Below are 23496 nucleotides of genomic sequence, written 5' to 3' on the forward strand. Positions count from 1 at the left end.
GCGCACCCGGGCGCGACGAGGCGTTGCCGATAACGCCCCGTCGCGCCCGGGGACGCTGCCACGATGTCGTGGCGCTACAGGTCCCCGAACCGCGACTGCAGCGCCGCAATCGCCGCCAGCCCCGCCGTTTCGGTGCGCAGAATGCGCGGCCCTAGCTGCAGGCCGCTGAAACCGGCCTCGGCGAGGGTGGCGCGATCGCGTGGCGACCAGCCGCCTTCCGGCCCGATCGCCACGACAATGTGTTGCGGGATGCTCGATGCCAACGTGCCCAGGCGATGCTCGCCCTGCGGGTCCAGGGTCAGCCGTAGCGCGTGCGTGTCGCTGGCCTGCGCCGCGTCCTGCAGACCCAGCGGCGTGGCCACGCTGGGAAGACGTGCACGCCCGGATTGCTCGCAAGCCGAGACCACCACGCTGCGCCAGTGCGCCACGCGTTTTTCCGTGCGCGCGGCGTCGAGCTTCACCTCGGTGCGCTCGGCAATCACCGGCACGATCGCCGCAACGCCCAACTCGGTGGCTTTCTGCAGGATCAGATCCATCTTCTCGCCGCGTGCGATGCCTTGCATCAAGGTGATCCGCAGCGGCGATTCGTTGGAGAGCGGTTCCACGCGTTCGACCAGCGCACGTGCGTCGCGCTTGCCCGCCACCGTGATGCGCGCGTGGTAGTCGCTGCCGTCGCCGTTGAACAGGATGCAGGCATCGCCCTGGCGCAGCCGTAGCACGCGCAGCAGGTGATTGGCGGATTCTTCCGGCAGCGCCACTTCCTGGTCGCAGTGCAGTGGTAACGCGACGTGGGAGCGGGTCAGGCGCATGCAACGGCCTCGGCGATGGCGTGGCGGGTGGTGTCGGCCAGCAGCGCAAGTTGCGCCTCGTCCACGCAATACGGCGGCATCCAGTACAGCACATCGCCGAGCGGGCGCAGCACCACCCCCTTGTCGAGCGCCGCGCGATACGCCTTCAGGCCAACGCGTGCGGCAGACGCAAACGGCGTGCGCTTGTCGCCGCCCCGGGTCAGTTCGAATGCCACGATCATGCCGGCCTGGCGCACGTCCGCCACGGCCGGGTGTTCGCCGATTTGCGCAGCGAGCTCGCTCATGCGCGCGGCGATGGGTTGGTTGCGCGCAATTACGTCGTCGTCAGCGAAGATCTTCAACGTTGCCAGCGCCGCCGCACATGCCAGCGGGTTGCCGGTGTAGCTGTGCGAATGCAGGAACGCACGCTCGCGCGAATCGTCCAGAAAGGCGTCGTATAACTGCTGTGTGGCCAGGACCGCCGACAACGGCAGGAAGCCGCCGGTGAGCCCCTTCGACAGGCACAACAGGTCGGGCATTACGCCGGCCTGTTCGCAGGCGAACAGGGTGCCGGTGCGGCCGAAGCCGACAGCGATTTCGTCGGCGATCAAGAACGCGCCATGGGCATCGCATAGCGCACGTGCACGCCGCAGATACGCCGGGTGGTGCATGCGCATGCCGCCCGCACACTGCACGCGCGGCTCCAGAATCAGTGCGCAGATTTCGCCGGGCGATTGCTCGAACAACGCCTGCAGCGCATCGGCGGCCTGCAGTGCGTAGTCTTCGGCGCTCTGCCCGGGCTCGGCCAGATACGCATCGGGCGAGGGTGTGAACATTGACTCCAGCAATAGCGGTGCATACACGCGCCGATACAGCGGGATGTCGCCAACCGACAGTGCGCCGATGGTTTCGCCGTGATAACCGTTCTCCAGCGCAATGAAGCGCGTGCGCCGGTGCTCGCCACGATTGTGGAAGGAGTGGAAGGCCATCTTCAGCGCCACTTCCACGCCGGCCGATCCGTTGTCGGCATAGAACACCTTGGACAATGGCGCGCGTCCTGCCTGGCGTGGCGCGATTTCCAGGAGCTGCTCGGCCAGTTGCACGGCTGGGGTGTGCGTGAAGCCTGCCAGCATGACCTGCTCCAGTTCGCCGGCCTGGCGCGCGATGGCCGCGCCGATGCGCGGTTCGGTATGGCCGAACAGGTTGGTCCACCAACTGCTCACTGCGTCCAGATAGCGTCGGCCGTCATGGCCGACCAGCCACGCACCTTCGCCGCGCGCGATCGGCACCAGCGGCAGCGTGTGCGGGTGCTCACGCATCTGCGTGCAGGGATGCCACACCACCGCAAGATCGCGTTGCCGCCAATGTTCGGCAGTTTGTGCGGCTGCAGGGTCTGCTAGGATTTCGGGTTCATGGACATGTCGATGCATCTGCCTATTCTATCGGCCCGCCTTGCGGCTGCGTGCGACGCATGAGCTTGCGCCTGCCGACCATCCACAAAATCACCGATCTGGGCGACGGGCCGTTCCGTCGGCAGCGGCTGGATCTGGAATTTTCCAACGGGCAGCGCCGCATCTACGAACGTCAACTCAGCCAAGGCCACGGGGCCGTGGTGGTGGTGCCGATGCTCGATGCGCAGACCGTGCTGCTGGTGCGCGAATACGCCGCCGGCGTGCATCGCTACGAGCTGGGTCTGGTCAAGGGCCGCATCGATGCGGGCGAAACGCCCGAGCAGGCCGCCGACCGCGAGCTCAAGGAAGAAGCCGGCTACGGCGCACGCCAGGTCCAGGTGCTGCGCGCGATGACGCTCGCTCCCACTTATATGAGTCACCAATCCTGGTTGGTACTGGCACGCGACCTCTACCCCGAGCGCCTGGTCGGCGACGAGCCGGAAGAGATGGACGTGGTGCCGTGGCCGATCGCACGCCTGGACGAATTGATGCTGCGCGAAGATTTCTCCGAAGGCCGCTCGCTGGCCGCCTTGTTCATTGCGCGCGAGTGGCTGGAGCGCAACCCATGATCCGCATTCCGATGGAGCTGCGCGAAACCGTGATTGCCATCGCGTGCGATGCCGGCGCCGCCATCATGGAGGTCTATGCGCAGGACTTCGCGGTGGAGCTCAAGGACGACGCCAGCCCGCTGACCCAGGCCGACCTGGCCGCTCACCGCGTCATCGTCGAAGGTCTGCGCCGGGTGACTCCAGACGTGCCGGTGTTGTCGGAAGAATCCGCGCACGTGGCCTGGGAAGAACGCCAGTACTGGACCAGTTACTGGCTGGTCGATCCGCTCGATGGCACCCGCGAGTTCGTCAAGCGCAACGGCGAGTTCAGCGTCAATATCGCACTCATCCATATGGGCGCGCCGGTGCTCGGGGTGGTGCAGGCGCCGGTCGACGGGCGTGTCTGGTATGCCGCACGCGGCGAGAACGCGTTCCGCCGCGATGGCGACCGCGACGAGATGCTGCACACGCGCACCCCGGCGGCCAAGCCGTTACGGGTGGCCGCCAGCCGTTCGCACCGCGACGCGCGTACTACCGCCGCGCTGGATCGCATGGGCGAGATCGACGTGGTTGCGCAAGGGTCGTCGTTGAAGTTCTGCCGCATCGCCGAAGGCAACCTGGACGTGTATCCGCGCTTCGGCCCCACGTCCGAGTGGGATACCGCCGCCGGCCAGTGCGTGCTGCATGCGGCCGGTGGCGTATTGCTGGCCTGCACCAGCGGCAAACCGTTTCGCTATAACCGCCGCGACACCTTGCTCAATGGCGACTTCATTGCGTTGGGCGACCCTAATCTGCCCTGGCGAAATTGGTTGGCCTGAGCCGTGCGTGTGGAGAACGGCGCGCGAAGTCGGGCTGCTGGCACGCCGCGCTGCCACGGCTGCGTCGACTGCTGTGGCCACGGCGTTGCTGCGCAGGATGCGGACGACCTGAAAGGTACACTTCGGTACCCGCGCGCAGTTGTATGCCCGGTCGCCCTGCAGCACGCGATGACATCTGCTGTGCAGCGCGTGCGATAGGCCGCCGCTAGCGCACGCATTCTTAAAGGTTCCAGGAATACACGATGTCTCAGACCCCGCCCACCGGCGACATCCAGCAGCTGCTGCAGTTGATGGCGCGCCTGCGCGATCGCGAACACGGCTGCCCCTGGGATGTGCAGCAGACCTTCGCCAGCATTGCGCCGTACACCATCGAAGAAGCCTACGAAGTGGCCGATGCGATCGACCGCAACGACTTGGCAGGCCTGCGCGACGAGTTGGGAGATTTGTTGCTGCAGGTGGTCTTCCATGCGCAAATGGCAGCCGAGCAGGGGGCATTCGGCTTCGCCGACGTGGTCGCCACGCTCAGCGACAAACTGGTGCGCCGCCACCCGCATGTGTTCGCTGCGCAACAGGTGCCCGATGCACAGGCGGTGAGCGTCAACTGGGAGCAGATCAAGCGCGAAGAACGTCGCGCTGCCGGCAACCAGGACGACTCCGCACTCGCCGGCGTCGCGCGTGGGCTCCCGGAATGGCAGCGCTCCACCAAACTGCAATCGCGTGCGGCACGGGTCGGTTTCGATTGGCCTGGGCCAGTGCCGGTGCTGGAAAAATTGCAGGAAGAAATCGAAGAACTGCGTGTGGAGTTCGCACGCGGCCCGGTGGCCGACAACCAGGCCCGGCTGGAAGACGAACTGGGCGATGTGTTGTTTGTTTGCGCCAATCTGGCGCGGCATGCCGAGGTCGATGTCGGCGCCGCGCTGCGGCACGCCAATCTGAAGTTCGAACGCCGCTTCCGTGCGATGGAAGCGCAGGCGCATGCGACCGGTACTGCCTTGAATGCGTTGTCGCTGAGCGAGCAGGAAGCGCTGTGGCAACAGGTCAAACGTAATGAGCGCAGTCGCGATGTGCAGGCTGGCGATGGTCCAGCCATCGCCAGTTCCGGGAGCGATGCACCGGCCTCGCAAGCGCCTCTTCCCTGCGCACCGTCCGTGCACCACCCTGGCGCCTGTCACCGGGCAGTTGTCGGCCAAGTGGCCCACAGCGCAGATGGCAATCACTCCGCCCTCGACAGCTCGGACTCCGACACGCCACGTTCCATATGAACCTCGCGCCGACCACGCTGTTGCTGTTTGCCGCGACGGCGCTCGCCGAGCTGGTCGGTTGCTACCTTCCTTATCTCTGGCTGCGCAACGGCGGCAGCGTGTGGCTGCTGTTGCCCACCGCGCTACGCCTTGCCAGCTTCGTGTGGCTGTTGAGCTTGCATCCGGACGCGAGCGGTCGCGTGTATGCGGCCTATGGCGGCGTCTATATTGCCAGCGCACTGGGCTGTGGTTGTGGTGGGTGGATGGCGTGACGCCGACGCGCTGGGATCTGCTCGGCGCCGTCTGCTGCCTGTTCGGCATGGCGATCATCATGTTCGCACCGCGTAGCGCCTGACTGCGCTTGCGCAAACGCGCGCACGTTGCCGGTGTTGTCCAGTTGCCGCCCGCAGCGGCTGCACCTGTCATGCACGAGGCTGGCATTGGAGCGGCTAACAAAACGTAGCAAGCAGTCGCCAGGTGGGTGCGGACAGCGCACGCAGAACCGCAGTGTGCGCGTGGTACATGCCGATTCCGAGTACCGGCCGCGTCCGCCTGGCGGTGAGCGCAGTCGTTTTGTTGGCTGCTCTTAGGCATCGGGAGCGCTGAGGCATACTCAGGCAGGGATAGATCCACTAGACGCAAGGGGCTGCAGATGTTTCCGACTTCTTTTCTCGCCATCGTCGTGCTGGTTGCAGGCGTCGTTGTCTTGTTCAAAACCGTGCGCATGGTGCCGCAGGGCTACCAGTGGACGGTGGAGCGCTTCGGCCGCTACACCCACACCATGAGCCCAGGGCTGCACTTTCTGGTGCCGGTGGTCTACGGCGTGGGCCGCAAGATCAACATGATGGAACAGGTGCTGGATGTCCCCAGCCAGGACGTCATCACCAAGGACAACGCGGTGGTGCGCGTGGATGGGGTGGTGTTCTTCCAGGTGCTGGATGCGGCCAAGGCCGCCTATGAAGTGTCCAATCTGGAAATCGCCTCGATCGCGCTGGTGCAGACCAATATCCGCACCGTGATCGGTTCGATGGATCTGGACGAATCGCTCAGCCAGCGCGAAACCATCAATGCGCAGTTGCTCAGCGTGGTCGACCAGGCCACCAACCCGTGGGGCATCAAGGTGACGCGGATCGAAATTCGCGACATCCAGCCGCCACGCGACCTGATCGATTCGATGGCGCGGCAGATGAAGGCCGAGCGCGAAAAGCGAGCGCAGATCCTCGAAGCCGAGGGCTCGCGTCAATCGGAAATCCTGCGCGCCGATGGCGAGAAGCAGGCCGCCGTGCTCGAAGCCGAAGGCCGCAAGGAAGCCGCCTTCCGCGACGCCGAAGCACGCGAACGTCTGGCCGAAGCGGAGGCGCGCGCCACCCAGGTGGTGTCCGATGCGATCGCCAACGGCAGTGTGCAGGCGATCAATTATTTCGTCGCACAGAAGTATGTGGAAGCGTTCAAGGCGCTGGCCACCGCGCCCAACCAGAAGTTCGTGCTGATGCCGATGGAGTCCAGTGGCATCATCGGCTCGATCGCCGGCATCGCCGCGTTGGCCAAGGAAGCGATTGGCAAGCCCGACGCACCTGCCGTGCGCGTGCCGCCGTTACCGCCGCGCGCAGGAGGCTGAGCGATGCGCTGGGATGTGGCGGTCTGGGCAGTGCTGGCGCTGCTGCTGATTGCGGCCGAGACCTTGGTGCCGGGTGCCTTCCTGCTGTGGATGGGGATCGCTGCCGCAGTGGTGTGCGTGTTGGTGCTGGTGTTGCCGGACATCGCGTTGCTGGTGCAGATCGTGGCGTTCGTGGTGCTCAGCTTCGTCTCGGTGCAGGTGTATCGCACCTGGTGTCGCGGCAAGGGCCGTGAGAGCGATCGCCCGTTGCTCAATCGACGTGCCGAGCAGGTGATCGGCCGTCGCGTGTTGCTCGATCAGGCCATCGACGATGGTCGCGGGCGCGTCAAGGTCGACGATGCGTTCTGGGTGGTCGCCGGTCCCGATCTGCCGGCCGGCACGCCGGTGCGCATCGTCGGTGTCGATGGCAGACCTTGCTGGTGCAGCCGGTCAGCTGACGTCCGCGGGCAGGGCACATGTTGCGCTGCCAATGTCCGCATTGTTGCAGCGCGGCGTAGCATCGCGCTGCGTCACTGTTCTCCAATCAGCGTAATCGCGCTGCTGCGCGCACGCCGTTCCCCAGGCGCGGCAGGACGGGGATAATGAGCGTCTTTCCTTGGACCGGCGCTCATGACCCAGAAGACCATCCTCAACGACACCCATCGTGCGCTCGGCGCCAAAATGGTCGACTTCGGCGGTTGGGACATGCCGATCCACTATGGCTCGCAGTTGGACGAGCACCACCAAGTGCGCCGCGACGCCGGCATGTTCGACGTCAGCCACATGACCGTGGTCGACCTGCACGGTGCGCGCGTACGCGCGTTTCTGCGCGACCTGCTCGCCAACTCGGTGGACAAGCTCAAGGTCTGCGGCAAGGCGCTGTACACCTGCATGCTCAATCCGCAGGGTGGGGTGATCGACGACCTCATCGTCTATTACATGAGCGAAGACTTCTTCCGGTTGGTGGTCAATGCCGCCACCCGCGAAAAAGATCTGCAGTGGATCGGCGAGCAGGCCGTACGCTTCGATGTGCGCGTGGAAGAGCGCAGCGACTTCGCGATGATCGCCGTGCAAGGCCCCAACGCACGCGCCAATGTCATCGACCTGCTGGACCCGGCCGACACCGCAGCGGCGAGCAAGCTCGGCCGTTTCGCTGCACTGCAAACGCGTTCGCGCGATGGCATCGAATTGTTTCTTGCGCGCACCGGCTACACCGGCGAAGACGGTTTCGAAATCGTGTTGCCGCAGGAGGCCGCCGTCGCGTTCTGGAATGCATTGCTCGCGCAGGGCGTCAAGCCAGCAGGTCTGGGCGCACGCGACACCTTGCGTCTGGAAGCGGGCATGCATCTTTACGGGCAGGACATGGACGATGCGGTCACCCCCTACGAAGCCGCGCTGGCCTGGACGATTGCCCTGGACGAAGGACGCGACTTCATCGGTCGCCGTGTGCTCGAGTCGCAAAAGGCGCAGGGTGCACCGCGTCAGTTGATCGGTGTGGTGATGGACGACAAGGGCGTGCTGCGACATGGCCAGGCGGTGTTCACCGCCAGTGGCGAAGGCGAGATTCTGTCCGGCACGTTCTCGCCGACGCTCGGCAAGGCGATCGCCTTCGCGCGCGTGCCGGCCGGCAGCATCGATCAGCTACGCGTGGACATCCGTGGCAAGCAGGTGCCGTTGCGCGCGGTGAAATTTCCGTTCGTTCGCGATGGCCAGGCACAGCCCGGCGTGCTCGGCGACTGAAGCGTGCGACGCCGTGCATCCTGCGCACGGTGCCGCGTCCGCATCACCCGCCACCACACTGGCGCGTGCACCTGTCTCGTCGCGCGGTCTAAACTAACCACCTGTCCCCAACCCTCATCTTTCCCGGAGCACACCCATGAGCGAGATCCCTGGCGACCTCAAGTTCCTCAAATCCCACGAGTGGGCCCGCATCGAAAGCAACGGCCGCGTGACCGTCGGCATTTCCGACCACGCGCAGGGCTTGCTGGGCGACCTGGTGTACGTCGAACTGCCGGGCGTCGGCGACACCGTGCAGGTCGGCAACGGCGCTGCGGTGGTGGAATCGGTCAAGGCCGCCTCCGACGTCTACAGCCCGGTCAGCGGCACCGTCGTCGAGGTCAACAGCGCGTTGAGCGACAAGCCGGAAACCATCAACGAAGACGCCTATGGCGAAGGCTGGATCTTCGTCGTCGAGATCGACGACAAGGAACAACTCAACGACCTGCTGGACCCGGACGACTATGCGGAGCTGCTCGAAGACGACGAGCACTGATCCGGTTTCGTTGCCGCCGGCATCCGATGGCCGCTCTCAGAGCGGCCATTTTTTTTGGCGCGCTGGCGCCAGCGAGGCACGATCTCGGTGTGACAATGCCACGCCGTCGGCAGTTCGGTCTGGGACAGGAGTGCGTCGGTCGGTCTGTCGACGGCGATGCCGCTGCTCGCACGTCGATGCGGTAGGCGTATCGGCGGCAACGATCGAACTCGCATCCAATGCTCGCTCATCTGCACACGCGCCGGATTTCTGACGTGAGTCGTTCGTGAGGGTCTGGCGTGCACTCGGTGAAAAATTTTCCGCGGTGTTGCCCGTCGCGTTCGTCCGACGATGCATGCGATGCATGCCGCAGTCGGTGCGCGCGGTCGCATGCATGGCGATCTAAGCACGCAATAAGTTTGCGCATTTCTGCTCATGCGACGTCGGAAGTGCGACGGTTGGAAAAAAAATTTTCAGCTGGCGGACAGGCGGCAAGGAGTGCCTCCGTACCGGCGTGGCCACCGTGCTGTTGAAGCGCTCAAGCGGTTGCGAAAGCGCGCTGCTAAAAAAAAACAGCGGAAAAGAAGTGCTTTTTTGAAAAAGCTGTTGGGCGAACATGCTTTTCGGTGAGGCGCGTACGCCGGTGCGCACGCTGTTTTGCTGCTCTGGATGCGGCACGCAGCGATGCTTGGCTAAAAAAAAAATGCAAAAGAGTGTTGACAGTAAAAAAAAGCGTGATTAGGTTTCGCCCAGCAGACATTGCTGCTGAAGAGAGTGAGCAAAATCGACATCGCGCCGACAAGCTTGTTCCGGATGTCTACCGAAGCGCCAACCACGGTGGAGTCGGGGCCGCTTCTCTCCAAAAAAGCAGCTGTCGTTCCGACTACGCACACGTGTCGCCGCTCGATGCGGGTGTTCCTGTATCCGTTCCGTCGCGCATTACCTGCGAACGGTTCCCGACGACGGCATGCCGTCGCTGGGTTTGGTTCAACTGGGCGTTACAACTCCATAGTTCACTGACGAGGAGCCAATTACATGGCCACTGCAAAAGCTGCGAAAAAGAAACCCACCGCCAAAAAGGCAGTGAAGAAGACTGCCGCCAAGAAGGCCGTCAAGAAGGTCGCCAAAAAGGCAACCGCCAAGAAGGCAGTGAAGAAGACTGCTGTCAAGAAGACTGCAAAGAAGGCAGCCGCCAAGAAGGCAGTGAAGAAGACTGCGAAGAAGGCAACCAAGAAGACTGCCGCCAAGAAGGCAGTGAAGAAGACTGCAAAGAAGGCGACCAAGAAGACTGCCGCCAAGAAGGCAGTGAAGAAGACCGCCAAGAAAGCCGTCAAGAAGACCGCCAAAAAGGCAGTAGCGAAGAAGGGGACCAAGAAGTCCGCCACCAAGAAGACCGCTGCCAAGAAGCCGGTCGCGAAGAAGGTCGCCAAGAAGAAGCCGGCCGCTCGCAAGAAGAAGGCCGTTCCGGTCGCGCTGCCCGCAACCCCGGCACCGCTGATCTGAATCTTGTAATACCCGATCGCCGTAAACATCGAGCTCTCTCCCCGACGCCCAGCGGGGAGGGAGCTTTTTTATGCGCCTGGCACTGGCGTGGTCAGTGTTGCGCGGAGCGTCGCTCGCCGGCAGGCGGCGTAGGTTTCATCATCGAAGCGACGTGGCTCATTCCAAGTTCTAGACGCTGTGGTGCCCATGGCATGCCGGCCGCCAGCGCGGATGCTGCCGCGAGATGGTTTGACTCTTCCGAGCAAGCTCAGACAACTGCACCAATGCTTTGGCGCGACGGCAAGAGGCGATAAGAAGGGCCGACACAAAGCGTCACGGCGCGTTATGCGATGCAGGTCGGCCTGACTTGTTGGAGTGCCGGCACTGTATCGAGTCGGAGGGTAGAGACCGTGCGGTGGTCCAGGCCGAGAGACCTAGCGTTGACCAATAGCGTGTCTGCTTTGGCATGTCGAGCCGGTCGGCTCAGCTGACGCGCTGCTGGCAGCGGATTATTTAGGACGGCCAAAACCCCGAGCGTATTGATCATCCACAGGTTTGCTCTCCTGCGGCCAACAGGCACGCCTTCCGCAAGCCGACCAACGCGCATCCGAACATGCAGAAACAACAACCTGATTGGCCCCGACCTTCAGCTGCAGCACCTCCGCGCTTATCGCTAAACCGGCCCAATGCCAGGCCGCCATGGGGTCCTGGCTGAAAGAACTTCGCACCGGCTCCTCGCATCAGCAGCGCCAAGATCAGACATCATGGAACACATCGGTAAAACGAAGCTATTTGCAGGACTGCAACAAAAATCCAGCTGAGGGTCAGGGCTAATCAGGAACAACAAAGGCGGCCGAAGCCGCCTTTGCCTGCAGTCACCGACACGACGTCAGTGCAGTACGTCCACTCAGCGCGGTGATGCCACCGACTTGCTGGAAGACGCGCCCTTGCCAGCCGGGTCGGGCTTCTCTGCCAGCATGTTCTCGCTGCCGAAGTCGCCGTCCACATCGATGTCCAACCAACGCTTCGCCGGCAAGCCCAGTGCGCGGTCCAGGATAGTCGGCAGCATGCCTGAGGGCAGGCCACTCTCGCCGTTCCACAGGATCGCAATTCCCAGATCGCGCTCTGGCAGCAGCGCCACCAAGCCGCGGTAGCCCTGCACCGCACCGGCATGGAACACCACCTGATGACCGGCGTAGTCGAACACACGCCAGCCCAGCGCGTAGCTCGCCGCATCCACACGCTCGTGGCGCCAGCCGGAACGCATTTCGCCCGGCGTGGAGATCACTGGCGCGTGCAGGGTCGCCAGCAGCGGTGCAGGCAGCACGTCGGTGCGATGACCGGTGTGTGCGAGCAGCCACTGCGCCATATCGCTGGCGCTGGCGTTGACGCCCGCAGCGGGCGCCAGACGGTAATAGGTCGGCTTGGGCGTCAGCGACACCCAGCCATTGCGGCTGCGCACGTGCGGGCGTGCCCAGTGCGGACTGGCCTGGATGCCGGCCAGACCCAGGCTCGCATCGTTCATGCCCAGCGGCTTGAAGATGCGGCGTTCCACCAATTGCTCGTAGAAGCTGCCTGACGCGGCGAACACTACATCGCCCACCAGGCTGAAGGCCACGTTCTGATATGCGTAGCAATCGCCCGGCGCGCAGCGCAGCGGTGCGACCGCGAGTTTGTGGCTGAGCGAGTAGTAGTCGACGTTGGATTCGATATCGCGGTCGTAGGCATTACGAGTCAGGCCGACGCGATGGCTGAGCACTTCGGCGACGGTGAGCTGGCGCGTTGCGGCGCCATCGCTGAGCTGGAAGCCCGGCACGTAGTCGACCACCTTGCTGTCCCAGCGCAGCACGCCATCGTTGACCAGCAGGCCGGCCATGGTGCCGGCGAAGGCCTTGGACAGCGATGCCAAACGAAACACGGTGTGGCCATCGACCGGCTGCGGATGATTGACGTCGGTAACGCCATAGCCGCGCGCGCTGAGCACCTTGCCGCCCTGCACGATGGCCATCGCCATGCCGGGCACGCGGTTGCCGTAGGTCAACTGGTCCGCCATCGATTCGAATGCCGCCACGTCGAAGCCGGCAGCAGGTGCCAACACTTGGTTGGCCGGCAGCGAGGTGCGATAGGGCAGCGGTGCGGTGGACGACTGCGCAACCCTGGCCGGCTGCAGCGCAGCGGCGGTAGGCGCGGGTGTCTGCGCGGTGGAAGAGAGAGCCAGAGGCAATAATGCCCCGAACAGCCCGATGGCCAACGGTCGGAACCGTCGGCGCGTGCGCATTTCTGTCATGGTTGTCCCGCCTGTTCCGCTGCCTCCGGGGATTCTAGCGCCGCGCTTTGCAATAGCACAAACTGCCGGAAGATGAATGGGCATCATACTGATCCTATTGATGATTTTAAGTTCAGAAATCGAGCAGTCGCGGGCGGTCGAGGCATCGCTTTCCGTTGATGCTGTTCACGGTGCAAGCGGCGTGCCTGGGGGGCATCTGGCCCGCAGCGGGCTGCGCTTGCGCGCTGGGGGGCTGCGTCGCATCGGCTAACTTGCGCGCTTGTTTCGCGGGTGCTGCCGCTGCCATGCCCTTGCCGTCGGGCCCGCTTGTGCGGGCTGCCGTGACACGATGACGCATTTCTTGAGGCCGCAATCTGCGGCTGGCCGTTTGAGCGCGGCACTGCGAAGCTCGCCGCCATTGGCGTGGTCGTTCCTCTACATTTTTCTGCCTGCTCAGCGGTTACTACGTGTTGCGCCCGGTGCGCGAAGCGATGAGTGCCTCGGCCGATGTGGAAGCAATTTTCCCGACCGGCATGATTGCGTTCTTCGCCGCGCACGGCATGCCGCTGAAGGACTTCACGCTGCAGGTGCTGTTTACCTGCGCTTTTCTGATCATTGTGCTGCTGCAGCCGGTCTACGGCGCGCTGGTCAGCCGCTATCCGCGGCGGGTGTTCCTGCCAATGGTGTATGGCTTCTTCATCGCGACCTTGCTGTTGTTCTACGTGTTGTTCGACACGGGTGTGCCGGGTCGCGGCATGGCGTTCTTCTTGTGGGTGACCGTCTTCAACCTGTTTGCTGTGGCGGTGTTCTGGAGCTTCATCGCCGATGTTTTCAACAACGCCCAAGCGCGTAGCTACTACGGCTATATCGGTGCGGCTGGCACCTTGGGGGCGTTTGTCGGTCCAATCCTGACCCGCACACTGGTCGAACGCATCGGGATTGCGCATCTGATGTTGGTGTCGGCCGGGTTTTTGACCGTGTGCGTGGTCTGCGTGTTGCGTTTGCGGCTGTGGGCGGTTGTGCGCGAACACGAGCGCCAGCTCAGCTTCGGCGAAGTGCCGATGGGCGGCGATGTGCTCGGTGGCCTCAAACTTATCGTGCGTGAGCCGCTGCTGCGCTGGCTGGCCTTCATGGTGTTGTTCGGCGTGGGCGTCGGCACCTTGCTCTACAACGAGCAGGCAGCGCTGTTACGGCGTCTCTACGCAGACGCAGTGGCGGCCACGGCCTACTACTCCAGCATCGATTTGGCGATCAACGCCCTGGCGCTGGTGCTGCAATTGTTGGTGACGCGCGCGCTGCTATCGCGCTTCGGCATCGCGCCAGCGTTGTTGATCCCGGGTGTGCCGATCATGCTGGGCTACGCAGTACTGGCGGCATCACCCCTGCCGATGATGATTGCGATCGTGCAGGTGATGACTCGCTCCAGTGAATTCGCACTTGCCAAGCCCGCGCGGGAGACGCTGTACACGCGGGTAGATCGCGAGTGGCGCTGCAAGGCCGGTGCCGCAATCGGCACGGTGGTCTTCGCGGCGGCGATCTCACCTTCGTCTGGGTCCACAAGCGGGTGTCTGCGTTCGGTTCCAGCGCGGTGTTCGGCGTCGGGCTGCTGGTGGCGACCGGCATGAGGGTCGGCGCGTTCGGCCTGTTGCGCGAAGCACGCAAGTTACCTGGCGAGCGCGATGTGGGCACGAGCAGGCGCGTTTCCGAATGCGTGCGGCCACAGCAGCACGCGGCAAGCGTGTGTCGGGAGCATGGACGCTACCTTCGTAGCGCGGCGGTAGCGGCGTCTGCCAACAGCCCTGAACAGATGCATGTCATACAAGGACGATGCGTTTCCGGGATGCCGCATTGTCGCTTGGCATCGGCCACGCACATGACCTGCCTCTCCCACTGATCGCAGTGAGCGCACGCATCGGCACAATCGTGCGGGCGCGCCGAGCAGCCTGCGCGCAATCGCAGTTATGCTGGCGGCACCATTTGCCAAGGCGGTCTGCCATGTCCCTGTTCGCCATTATCGCCGGCCTGTGCGTTGCACTGCTGCACGTCTACATCCTGGTGCTGGAAATGGCGCTGTGGACGCACCCGCTGGGCTTGAAGACCTTCCGCAACAGCCTGGAAAAGGCGCAGGCCACCCGCGTGCTGGCAGCCAACCAGGGCCTCTACAACGGGTTCCTGGCTGCGGGCCTGTTCTGGGGTGCGCTGGCCGTGCGCGCCGACGTGCTGAGCTTCTTCCTGGGCTGTGTGGTGGTGGCAGGTTGCTATGGCGCCTACAGCGTCAACCGCCGCATCTTCTTCGTGCAGGCGCTGCCTGCATTGATCGCACTCGCGCTGCTGTGGCTGCCGCACTGACACCTGCGCCAGGGGGCTGCCCGCTCGTAGGAGCGGGCTTGCGACGAAGCGTGACTCGTAGCCCATCGCAAGCTAGCGATTCTCGGCGGATAGCGTGCGTCACGCAGGCACGCGTTTGACCGCGATGCGCACCCGTCCGACAAGGGGCTGACGGGCCACGTAGCCGGGGCGTTTTTTTCTGCCGCGACCGCAATCGCTTCAATCGCCTGCGTGCGGTCACGGCGGGCCGGCAACCGATTATCCGCTCGGCGATGCCATCGCCTGGGCGCTGCGGGCGGCGCAGGAAGTTTGTAAATGCTGCCGGTTGTTGCGCCAGCATCAACACCCGTGTCCACAAACAACGACGGCGAGCCGAAGCTCGCCGTCGTTTACTGCTGTGAGCCTGGCGCAAGCCTTATGCGGCTTCGCGTGGCTGCTGTGCCTGCGGCTTGTCGTAGAAGCTGGCCGCACGCAACTCATGCGGATCGAAGTCGTCTACGGTAATGGTGTCCATCATGATCTCGCGCAGCTCTTCCAGCAGATTGCGCTCTTCCATGCTGATCACGCCTTCGGCCACGGCTTCGTCCAGCTGCGCCGGGAAATCCAGTGCTTCGATGCCCTTGGTCTTGAGCGCCTTCAGGAACTTGCGCTCCACCGGCTCGGCCATCACGGCCTTGGTCAGGTAGCTGGCGATACGGCCCCCCGGATTGTTGGCGCACGGAGTCAGGAACACCCCCTGGGCCAGACGGTCGCGCGCTTCGTTCGGCGTCATCAACAGCGACGCCACACGATGGCCCAGACGATCGCCGGGCGCTTCGGCACGACGGCCCAGCGGGAAGATCAGCACCCACATCAACCAGCCCACCGGACGAATCGGGAAGTTGCGCAGTGCCGCCGACAATGCGGTTTCGATCTTGTGCACGCTGTCGTGGAACGCCCACGCCAGCAACGGCTGATCGCTCGTTGGCGCACCTTCGTCGTGATAGCGCTTGAGGATGGCGCTGGTCATGTAGATATGGCTCAGCACATCGCCCAGGCGACCGGACAAGGACTCCTTGAACTTCAACTTGCCGCCCAGCATCAGCATCGACACGTCGGCCATCAACGCCAGGTTGGCCGAATAACGATCCAGCTTGCGGAAGAAACGACGGGTATAGGCATCGCCCGGCGCCGCACCGATGCGTGCACCGGTCAGGCCGAACCAGAACGAGCGCACCGCGTTGGAAATTCCGAAGCGGATGTGGCCGAACAGGCTTTGGTCAAACGCTTCCAGGCCACGCTGCGTATCCGGGTCCTGCGCCGCCTGCATTTCCTTCAACACCCACGGATGGCACAGGATGGCGCCCTGGCCGAAGATCAGCAGGCTGCGGGTCATGATGTTGGCGCCTTCCACGGTCACGCTGATCGGCGCGGCCTGCCAGGCGCGGCCGGCAAAGTTGCGCGGCCCCAGGATGATGCCCTTGCCGCCGATCACGTCCATCATGTCGCTGACGACTTCGCGGCCCATCGTGGTGCAGTGGTACTTGGCGATCGCCGACGGCACCGACGGCACGTCGCCGCGATCCACCGCCGCAGCCGTGGCCTGCGACAACGCACTGATCGCATACGCCTTGCCACCGATGCGGGCGAGCGCTTCTTCCACGCCCTCGAAACGGCCCACCGACAAGCCGAACTGCTTGCGGATGCGCGCATACGCACCGGTCACGACTGCCGCCGCCTTGCTGCCGCCGCTGGCGGTGGAGGGCAGGGTGATCGAGCGGCCGACAGCCAGACACTCGTTGAGCATGTTCCAGCCCTTGCCGACCATCTCCACACCACCGATCAACTGGCTTAGCGGGATAAACACTTCTTCGCCGTGGATGGGGCCGTTCTGGAACGGCGAGTTCAACGGGAAGTGGCGACGGCCGATTTCCACGCCCGGGGTTTCGCGCGGCAGTAGCGCCAGGGTGATGCCGATGTCCTTCTTGTCGCCGATCAGACCTTCCGGATCGTAGGCGCGGAACGCCAAACCGATCAGCGAAGCGACCGGTGCCAGCGTGATATAGCGCTTGTCGAACGTCAGCTTGACGCCGAGCACGTTGGCGCCGTTCCACTCGCCCTTGCACACGATGCCGTAGTCCGGGATCGAGGTCGCATCGGAACCGGCAAACGGGCCGGTCAGGCCGAAGCACGGCACTTCCGCGCCGACAGCCAGGCGCGGCAGGTAGTAGTCCTTTTGCTCCGGGGTACCGTAATGCAGCAGCAGCTCACCGGGGCCAAGCGAGTTGGGCACACCGACGGTGGAGCTGACCACACTGGAGATCGAGGACAGCTTCTGAATCACCTTGTGGTGCGCCAGCGCGCTGAAGCCCAGGCCGTCATACTGCTTGGGAATGATCATGCCGAAGAACTTGTTCTTCTTGATGAAGTCCCATAGTTCTGGTGGCAGATCAGCGTGGACGTGGGTGATCTCCCAGTCGTTGATCATCTTGCACAATTCTTCCACCGGGCCATCCAGGAAGGCCTGCTCTTCGGCAGTCAACTGCGGCTTGGGATAGTTGAGCAGCTTCTGCCAGTCCGGGTCACCGGTGAACAGCTCGCCTTCGAAACCGACCGAACCGGTTTCCAGGGCGATGCGTTCGGTCTGCGACAGCGGCGGCAGCACCTTGCGGAAGAATTCCATCAGTGGCGTGGTCAGCAGCGGCTTGCGCAGGAACGGCAGCAGCACCGGTACGGACACCAGTACCACCAGCGCGGCGGCCACGATGGTGGCGGTGAGATTGGCACCCAGCAGCCAGCACGCCACCAGCACACAGGCGCTGATCGCAACCCACGTGGCAAGGCGCATCCGGTGATAGGCAGCGATACCCGCCGCCAGGATGACGAGGAGGAACGGTGCGACGATGCTCATGGTCTTGCTCCAGTGACATGCTCGGTGGTGTTGGACGCTGCGATGGTGCAAACCGCCGTCAGTGCGTCCAGATAATGCAACACGGTGGCGGTAAACGTGGTGTTGTCGTCGCCCGCCAGCATGTGCGTGGCATCTGGTAGATGCACGTGCTGCGCATGCGGCGCGTTGGAGAGAAATTCAGCGATGTTGGCTGGCGTGACCAAATCGCTGCGTCCGCCGCTGATCAGCAGCATCGGGCAGCGCACCTGTGCTGCCGCATCCAGCAATGCGTGCTGCTGCAACTGCGCATCCTGACCGGCCAGCTCATCGACCAGGCGTGGATCCCAGTGCCAATACCAACGCCCATCGGCACGCTGCCGCAGCAATGCCTGCAGTTGGCCCGGCGGTTTGCGCGGCCGATGCGGCAGGTAGGCGGCAATCGCATCGGCTGCCGCATCCAGCGATGCGAAACCGTCCGGATGCGCGATCATGAAACGCAGAATGCGCTCCACACCCGTGGTGTCCCAGCGCGGCGTGATGTCCACCAGCACGATCGCACGGAACAAGCCGGGCCAGCGCGCTTCTGCCAGCAACCCGAACAAGCCACCCATCGATGCGGCGACCAGCGCGATCAGATCGTCGGTGAACTGTGTTGCCGAGTAGGGCAGGTCCAGTGCATTGACGCTCGAATCGCCATGCCCGCGCGCGTCGTACGACAGCGTCCGGTAGCCATTTTGAGCCAATGTCGCGGCAGTGCTTTCCCGCGCATGCCGGGTCTGGCCAAAGCCATGTGCGAACAACACCGTCGGTGCGTGTCCGGCACCCTGCGTCGACACGGCAAGTACTGCATCACCAGCGTTGACGCTGGACACTGACGCAGTGGAGGCGAGGCTAGCGGGCGGGGTGACCATACTTAATGGTATGGATGTACAGTGGCGACTGTCAATACGTAATCGTATGGACGGTTAAACCATTGAATCATGGCGCTTTTATGTCAATGACGTGATGCATACTGCAACTGACTCAAGCGTATGGTTAAATCGCGCCATGAACGACACCACCGACTCCAGCCGTACCACACCCCGCGCCGGCTCTGGTCGCGGCAACCGCCTCAGCGCGGACGATTGGGCACAGGCCGCGCTTGACCTGATCGCCGAACAAGGCGTGGGCGCGGTCGCCGTGGAGCCGCTGGCGCGCCGGCTGGGCGTCACCAAGGGCAGCTTCTACTGGCATTTCCCTTCGCGCGATGCCCTGCTGCAGGCCGCCCTTGAGCGTTGGGAAATCTTCGAACAAAAGGAAGTGTTCGGCAGCCTGGAAGATGTCCCCGACCCCAGCGCCCGCTTGCGCGCGCTGTTCCAGCTGGTTGCGCACGAGGTCAAACCGCACGTCATCTACAGCGAGCTGCTCAAGGCACTCGACCACCCGGCCGTACGCCCGGTCATCGACCGCGTCTCGCAACGCCGCCTCGATTACCTCATCGCTTCCTTCCGGCAGGCCGGCCTCTCCCGCACCGACGCCCAGCACCGCGCGCGCCTGGCCTACGCCGCCTACGTCGGCTTTCTGCAGCTTTCCCTGCAACTGCAACAGCCCAAGCAGGCCCGCGAAGACTTCGAGGCCTATGTGGAGCATGTGATCCAGACGTTGATTCCTGGGTGAGCTGACGTGGTGAGATCGAACGCGCAGTACCTGCTTTTCGCGCTGGCATGAACAAAAAAGGGCGGGCCGCATGCGGCCCGCCCTTGCAACTGGCAACGACTCCTTCGATTAGAAGGAGAACGTCATGCCCAGCGTGTAAAAACGACCGATTGCATCGTAGAAGTTCGGGAACGTATTGCCGCTGTTCTGAGTGGTGTCACCGATCGTATTGCCGACGACTGGCGCCTTCTTGTTCGTCAGGTTGGCCACCGACAGGTTGACTTCGGCATTGAAGGGCAGCTTGTAGTTCACGCCAAAATCAAAGTAGCTATACGACGGGATTTCGCGGTAGCTCTGAAACCATGTGCCGGTTTCAGGCTCCACTTCCATCTTGCTGTTGTAACGCCATGCCAATGACACCGACAGATCGTTGTAGGACCAGCTGGAGCGCAGGATGGAGCGGTACTTCGAGTTGGGCGTGCAGCTGACGCTGTAGTAACCCAGACAATCACGGTTTTCCGATTCAGGAGTGGCCTGCGATTCCAGGGTGGTCACCAAGGTTGCGTCGTAGGCCAGGTTCAGGCGGCCCATCGAGCCCGGTAGATCGAAGCCATACTTCAGGCCGAGATCGAAGCCGTCGGTCTTCAACGTACCCTGGTTGCTCAAGATCAGCGAAATGCCGCGAGAGGTGGTGCCGTTGAAGGTGCCCGTCAACGGCGACCGTCCAATTAGGGCGCAGTTGCTATTGAAGGTCAGGCCAGGATTGAACGCAGGGTCATAGCAGCCGGAAATAACGTCATCGACGCTCTGCGAGGAGATGGTTTTTTCCATCTCAATCTTCCAGTAGTCCAGCGTCATGGCGAAGTTGGAGGTGGGGTTCCAGACCAGGCCAATCGTCTGCGTGTCCGCCTGCTCCGGAGTCAGCAGCAGATTGCCACCGGTCAGGACATTGACTTGACCAGCATTAGGTTGCGCAACCAGGCCAGCCGAGCCGGCAGGAACACCGGTCTGCACGCACAGGTTGGACAGCGTGCCCGGCACATTCGCTTGTGCCGCGCTGATTGCACCGCCGGCGCACGGATCGGTCTCCAAGTTGTCCAGGCTGGTAACCTGCGGAGCAAACAGCTCACCAATGCCAGGTGCACGGTTGGCGCGCTGGAACATGCCGCGGAAACGCAGACTTTCAATAGGCGCCCAGTTGATGCCGTACTTGAAGCTGCCGTATTCGTCGCTGGTATTGGAGCTGGTCTTGAAATCGGAGTAGCGGTAGCCGGCTTCCAGCGAGAGCGCGTAGACACCCGGTGCGTTATCGATCAGAGGGACGATAAATTCGCCAAATGCTTCGTTGATCGTAAAGCCGCCCTGGCTATCCGGGGTCGGCGCGCCGGTGCCCATGACTTCACCCTGGATCTGGCTCGGGCCGTCCGAACGTGTACCAGCCGTTGCACGACGGTGCTCGGCGCCCACAGCGACACCAATCGGATATTCCGACCAAGGGCTCTTGAATCCACCCAGATCGCCGCTGACGTTGAGCGCGGCATTGTCCTGCTCAACGTTCTGGATCGAGAAAGCACTCAAATTGATAAACTTGAGTGCTTCTGGCGAAACAGAACCTTCCGGACCCCAGACATTGAGCGGTACGCAGCCATTGCTCGGATCAACGCAAGTGCTGCCATCGAGAGACATCAAGGCTTGGCGGGTCTTGGACAGCGAGCCCCAGTTGCGAGATTCGGCAAGACGCTCAGATTCACCGTGCGACCAGAACGCGTCGTACTTCCAGTTATCGGTAATGGCGCCACGCAGACCGGCAGTCACCTGGAAGGTCTTGGTATCGAAGCGATCGGTGCGTGGGCCAAGCTCCGTCAGGCGACGGCCAATCGTCAGGCCTTCGATCATGGTTGCGTTGCCCGGAACGCAGTTGGCAGCGTCGATGCCATACGCTTGGCACAGCTGCTGGCGAGCAGGTTCAGGAATCAGGGGGTTGCCAATCGGCATGTCGAACGCTTCTTGAAACAAGCCGCTCGGTGCCAGAGATGCTTCCACGCGTGAGCGGGTGTAATTCACCTGGCCGTACGCTTCAGCATGCTCGTTGATTTCGTAGCGGCCCAGCGCGGTTGCCTGATACCGATCCAGTCCGGTCTGGAAAAGGTTGATCGGATTGAAGTTATACGTTTGGACGTCGCTGACAATCTGGCCGGTGGTCGGGTCGATCTGACCTCTGCCGTCCAGTGTGCCGTCATCACCTGGGGTGCCCCACACGCCGGGCGGACCCACGATCAGCGAAGGTACGGTGGTGCCCGAGCCCTGTGGACGTCCGTTAGCAGAAGAGCGTGACACTTTCCCCCAGGCACGATCGCCCTGGAAAACCGGGTCAACTTTGGTGTGACCCACACTGAACACGACATTGCCTTTGCCGTCGGACGAGTTGGCGCCCATCGTGGCTTCGATGCGCTGACGCGCACCATCGCCATATTTGGATTGACCGTAAGAGCTCTGAACCTCAACGCCTTCGAAGTCGCGGCGCAGGATGAAGTTTGCGACACCGGAAATGGCGTCAGCACCGTAGACCACGGATGCGCCACCGGTCAGCAAATCCACACTTTGGATAAGCGCTACAGGAATCGTATTGGTGTCAACGACACCGGAAAGATCGTACGGAACCGGACGGCGGCCATCGACTAGCACCAGCGTGCGGTTCGAACCCAAGCCGCGCAGGTCGAGTTCTGCTGCACCAGTGGCGCCGTTGTTCGTACCAGGACCGACGGTCGGCGAAACACTCGGCAGCTGCTTGACGAATTCTTCTACGGCAACAGGCTGCGTGCGCATGAAATCTTCACGCTCAATGCTCGTGACCGGGCTGCTCGTGGTCAGGCCCGGCGTCGAGATACGGCTACCGGTGACGTTGATCGCGTCTAGTGTTGCTGCTTCGTCGGCTGGCTTGGTCTGCGCGACCGCAGTCGCTGACAGAACGGCATTACCGGTGCCGAGCACCAACGCGAGCACAACTGCGTCGCGCAGTTTGTTGGACTTAAAATTCATTTAGCTCTCTCTCCAAGTGATCTTGGGTACTGCACTGCCAAGGGTTGTTTGCCTGTGGGGGGTTCCGAAAAAGCGGATCCAAAACGTCAGGGTGAACCGATGGTATATGCGTTGCGAGCGAAATTAAAGTCCTGTTAACGAAAAAGAAGAGGGTTGTGAAGGTGCCGGCCGAGCTGTTGCTCCACAACGCAAAACGCCACCGGCTGCAGGCCGATGGCGTTCAGTAAATTTTAATAAAATCAGTGATTTATAGGTCTTGCTCGTACCTGACGTACGGCACCGTCCCGTCGCTGCTGCTCTCGTTGCTCGGCGCGAATGGGTTCTTGCCACGGGAGATGACGTTCTCGGCGCCAACGGTGAGCTGGCCGCTCCAGGGGGTGCGCCAGGTCAGGCCCAGGCCCAGGCCTTCCCACTTTTCGGGCTGGCCGGGGACGTCCACGACGCGGCCGATGACGTTGGCGCTGAAGGCACCATAGCCGCCGCCAACGCTCAAGGTCTTGCTGTCCCACTGGTCGGCGATAGCCGGCGACACATCGGAAAGTGGCACCAGGCGTGCGCGGGCGTAGGTGCCGCCGATCGAGACGAAGCCTTCGCGACCGATATTCTTCTGCCCGAAGACGGTGAGGTCGTTTTGCTCGACACGTGTCAGTGGGGCCTTGCCGGCGCCGATCAGCCAGGCGGGCAGGGTGTCGCGACCGGTGCCGGCGGTAACGCCAACCCGGCCCCCGCCGCGATTGAACCCCAGCGTGCCGGAGACGCGCCGCGATGCCGCAACGCTGTCTTCCTCGTCATCGCCGATACCTGCAAGCAGACAGTGGCTGGCTAGCCCGCTGATATTGGTGCCGCGGCTGCTGTTGCAAAGCAGACCGAGCGAATCGCCAGAGGTCAGGCCAAACGCGGCATCGAGCGAGTTGCGGCCAAAATGCCAACGTGCGCCGGCCTTCTGCTCGCCAGTCGGCTCAAGATATAGAAAGGCTTCCACCTTGCCGCTGCCCTTGTTCCACACCGGCAGGATCGTGCTTTCGCGCAACTGCTGCTGGGCCGACTGCGCTTGCACGCATGTGGCCGCCGCGAGGGCAACCATCAAAGCTAGCGGGAGGCGCAGTAGGTGTCGCATAGCCAGAGGTCAGACCCAGGGGCAGTTGTTAAGTTCCCGAGAGCGGGCACGTACGATGCTAGGATG

At 63.1% G+C, this 23496-nt stretch carries 18 protein-coding genes, 1 other RNA gene and 3 pseudogenes; 12 read left to right on the forward strand and 10 right to left on the reverse strand.

The annotated features are described in order from the left end of the window. Window positions 1-74: 74 nt before the first annotated feature. Complete coding sequence (locus WJW29_RS07205) at window positions 75-809, reverse strand: 16S rRNA (uracil(1498)-N(3))-methyltransferase (RefSeq protein ID WP_011258540.1); 735 nt, start codon at window positions 807-809, stop codon at window positions 75-77. Then, window positions 800-2218: an adenosylmethionine--8-amino-7-oxononanoate transaminase gene (gene bioA / locus WJW29_RS07210; protein WP_011258541.1), complete on the reverse strand. Its 1419-nt coding sequence runs from the start codon at window positions 2216-2218 to the stop codon at window positions 800-802. Before bioA ends, WJW29_RS07205 begins: the two co-directional genes overlap by 10 nt. A gap of 41 nt (window positions 2219-2259) precedes the next feature. On the opposite strand from bioA, the gene nudE reads away from it, so the two are divergent. The 4 genes and pseudogenes from nudE to WJW29_RS07230 all read left to right on the forward strand — a co-directional run bounded on the left by nudE (window position 2260) and on the right by WJW29_RS07230 (window position 5201). Further along, the gene (gene nudE, locus WJW29_RS07215) at window positions 2260-2808 is read left to right on the forward strand and encodes an ADP compounds hydrolase NudE (RefSeq protein ID WP_012445296.1); all 549 of its coding nucleotides are present in this window, start codon (window positions 2260-2262) and stop codon (window positions 2806-2808) included. Continuing rightward, window positions 2805-3605, forward strand: coding sequence for a 3'(2'),5'-bisphosphate nucleotidase CysQ (gene cysQ, locus WJW29_RS07220; RefSeq protein ID WP_011258542.1), 801 nt, complete (start codon window positions 2805-2807; stop codon window positions 3603-3605). The genes nudE and cysQ overlap by 4 nt, the downstream gene beginning before the upstream one ends. Before the next feature lie 242 nt (window positions 3606-3847). Further along, window positions 3848-4867 carry a nucleoside triphosphate pyrophosphohydrolase gene (mazG, locus tag WJW29_RS07225; protein ID WP_011258543.1) on the forward strand — a complete coding sequence of 340 codons (1020 nt, stop codon included), beginning with the start codon at window positions 3848-3850 and terminating at the stop codon, window positions 4865-4867. Then, window positions 4864-5201 (forward strand): annotated as a pseudogene (locus tag WJW29_RS07230) (YnfA family protein). Before mazG ends, WJW29_RS07230 begins: the two are co-directional and overlap by 4 nt. Window positions 5202-5293: 92 nt before the next feature. Here WJW29_RS07230 and WJW29_RS07235 read toward each other — a convergent pair. Then, window positions 5294-5370, reverse strand: a non-coding RNA gene (locus WJW29_RS07235) — sX9 sRNA. A 128-nt stretch (window positions 5371-5498) separates the two neighbouring features. On the opposite strand from WJW29_RS07235, the gene WJW29_RS07240 reads away from it, so the two are divergent. The 4 genes and pseudogenes from WJW29_RS07240 to gcvH all read left to right on the forward strand — a co-directional run bounded on the left by WJW29_RS07240 (window position 5499) and on the right by gcvH (window position 8715). Next, complete coding sequence (locus WJW29_RS07240) at window positions 5499-6464, forward strand: SPFH domain-containing protein (RefSeq protein WP_113051309.1); 966 nt, start codon at window positions 5499-5501, stop codon at window positions 6462-6464. A 3-nt stretch (window positions 6465-6467) separates the two neighbouring features. Further along, a pseudogene (locus tag WJW29_RS07245) lies at window positions 6468-6901 on the forward strand (NfeD family protein). Between the two features lie 172 nt (window positions 6902-7073). Continuing rightward, window positions 7074-8183 (forward strand): glycine cleavage system aminomethyltransferase GcvT, encoded by a 1110-nt coding sequence (gene gcvT, locus WJW29_RS07250; protein WP_011258548.1) that lies wholly within the window; start codon window positions 7074-7076, stop codon window positions 8181-8183. Between the two features lie 136 nt (window positions 8184-8319). After that, window positions 8320-8715: a glycine cleavage system protein GcvH gene (gene gcvH / locus WJW29_RS07255; RefSeq protein ID WP_011258549.1), complete on the forward strand. Its 396-nt coding sequence runs from the start codon at window positions 8320-8322 to the stop codon at window positions 8713-8715. Between the two features lie 381 nt (window positions 8716-9096). Here gcvH and WJW29_RS07260 read toward each other — a convergent pair whose 3' ends face one another. From WJW29_RS07260 to WJW29_RS07270, 3 genes are all read right to left on the reverse strand, one after another. Next, window positions 9097-9372, reverse strand: a complete 276-nt coding sequence (locus tag WJW29_RS07260) for a hypothetical protein (protein WP_082322925.1) — start codon at window positions 9370-9372, stop codon at window positions 9097-9099. Window positions 9373-9725: 353 nt separating this feature from the next. After that, window positions 9726-10145 (reverse strand): hypothetical protein, encoded by a 420-nt coding sequence (locus WJW29_RS07265; protein WP_027703405.1) that lies wholly within the window; start codon window positions 10143-10145, stop codon window positions 9726-9728. 938 nt (window positions 10146-11083) lie between these two features. Beyond that, a complete protein-coding gene (locus tag WJW29_RS07270) occupies window positions 11084-12427 on the reverse strand; it encodes a serine hydrolase domain-containing protein (RefSeq protein ID WP_012445290.1) in 1344 nt (447 codons plus the stop codon). 112 nt (window positions 12428-12539) lie between these two features. Between WJW29_RS07270 and WJW29_RS07275 the strand changes: the two genes are divergently transcribed. The 3 genes and pseudogenes from WJW29_RS07275 (at window position 12540) to WJW29_RS07285 (ending at window position 14791) form a co-directional block, all read left to right on the forward strand. Then, window positions 12540-12713, forward strand: coding sequence for a hypothetical protein (locus tag WJW29_RS07275; protein ID WP_153296747.1), 174 nt, complete (start codon window positions 12540-12542; stop codon window positions 12711-12713). A 78-nt stretch (window positions 12714-12791) separates the two neighbouring features. Then, window positions 12792-14150, forward strand: a pseudogene (locus WJW29_RS07280) (MFS transporter); the annotation flags it as partial. Between the two features lie 287 nt (window positions 14151-14437). After that, window positions 14438-14791, forward strand: a complete 354-nt coding sequence (locus WJW29_RS07285; protein WP_011408219.1) for a DUF1304 domain-containing protein — start codon at window positions 14438-14440, stop codon at window positions 14789-14791. A gap of 394 nt (window positions 14792-15185) precedes the next feature. Here WJW29_RS07285 and WJW29_RS07290 read toward each other — a convergent pair whose 3' ends face one another. Next, window positions 15186-17660, reverse strand: coding sequence for an acyl-CoA dehydrogenase (locus WJW29_RS07290; protein WP_011408220.1), 2475 nt, complete (start codon window positions 17658-17660; stop codon window positions 15186-15188). After that, window positions 17657-18550, reverse strand: a complete 894-nt coding sequence (locus WJW29_RS07295; protein ID WP_011258554.1) for an alpha/beta hydrolase — start codon at window positions 18548-18550, stop codon at window positions 17657-17659. The genes WJW29_RS07290 and WJW29_RS07295 overlap by 4 nt, the downstream gene beginning before the upstream one ends. 136 nt (window positions 18551-18686) lie before the next feature. Between WJW29_RS07295 and WJW29_RS07300 the strand changes: the two genes are divergently transcribed. Then, window positions 18687-19295 carry a TetR/AcrR family transcriptional regulator gene (locus WJW29_RS07300; protein ID WP_011408222.1) on the forward strand — a complete coding sequence of 203 codons (609 nt, stop codon included), beginning with the start codon at window positions 18687-18689 and terminating at the stop codon, window positions 19293-19295. Window positions 19296-19403: 108 nt separating this feature from the next. Here the strand turns inward: WJW29_RS07300 and WJW29_RS07305 are convergent, their stop codons facing one another. Both WJW29_RS07305 and WJW29_RS07310 read right to left on the reverse strand, forming a co-directional pair. After that, window positions 19404-22313, reverse strand: a complete 2910-nt coding sequence (locus WJW29_RS07305) for a TonB-dependent receptor (RefSeq protein WP_011258556.1) — start codon at window positions 22311-22313, stop codon at window positions 19404-19406. A 247-nt stretch (window positions 22314-22560) separates the two neighbouring features. Beyond that, a complete protein-coding gene (locus WJW29_RS07310) occupies window positions 22561-23397 on the reverse strand; it encodes a hypothetical protein (protein WP_027703402.1) in 837 nt (278 codons plus the stop codon). Window positions 23398-23496: the final 99 nt, after the last annotated feature.

It is taken from the genome of Xanthomonas sp. JL1 (assembly GCF_038405005.1).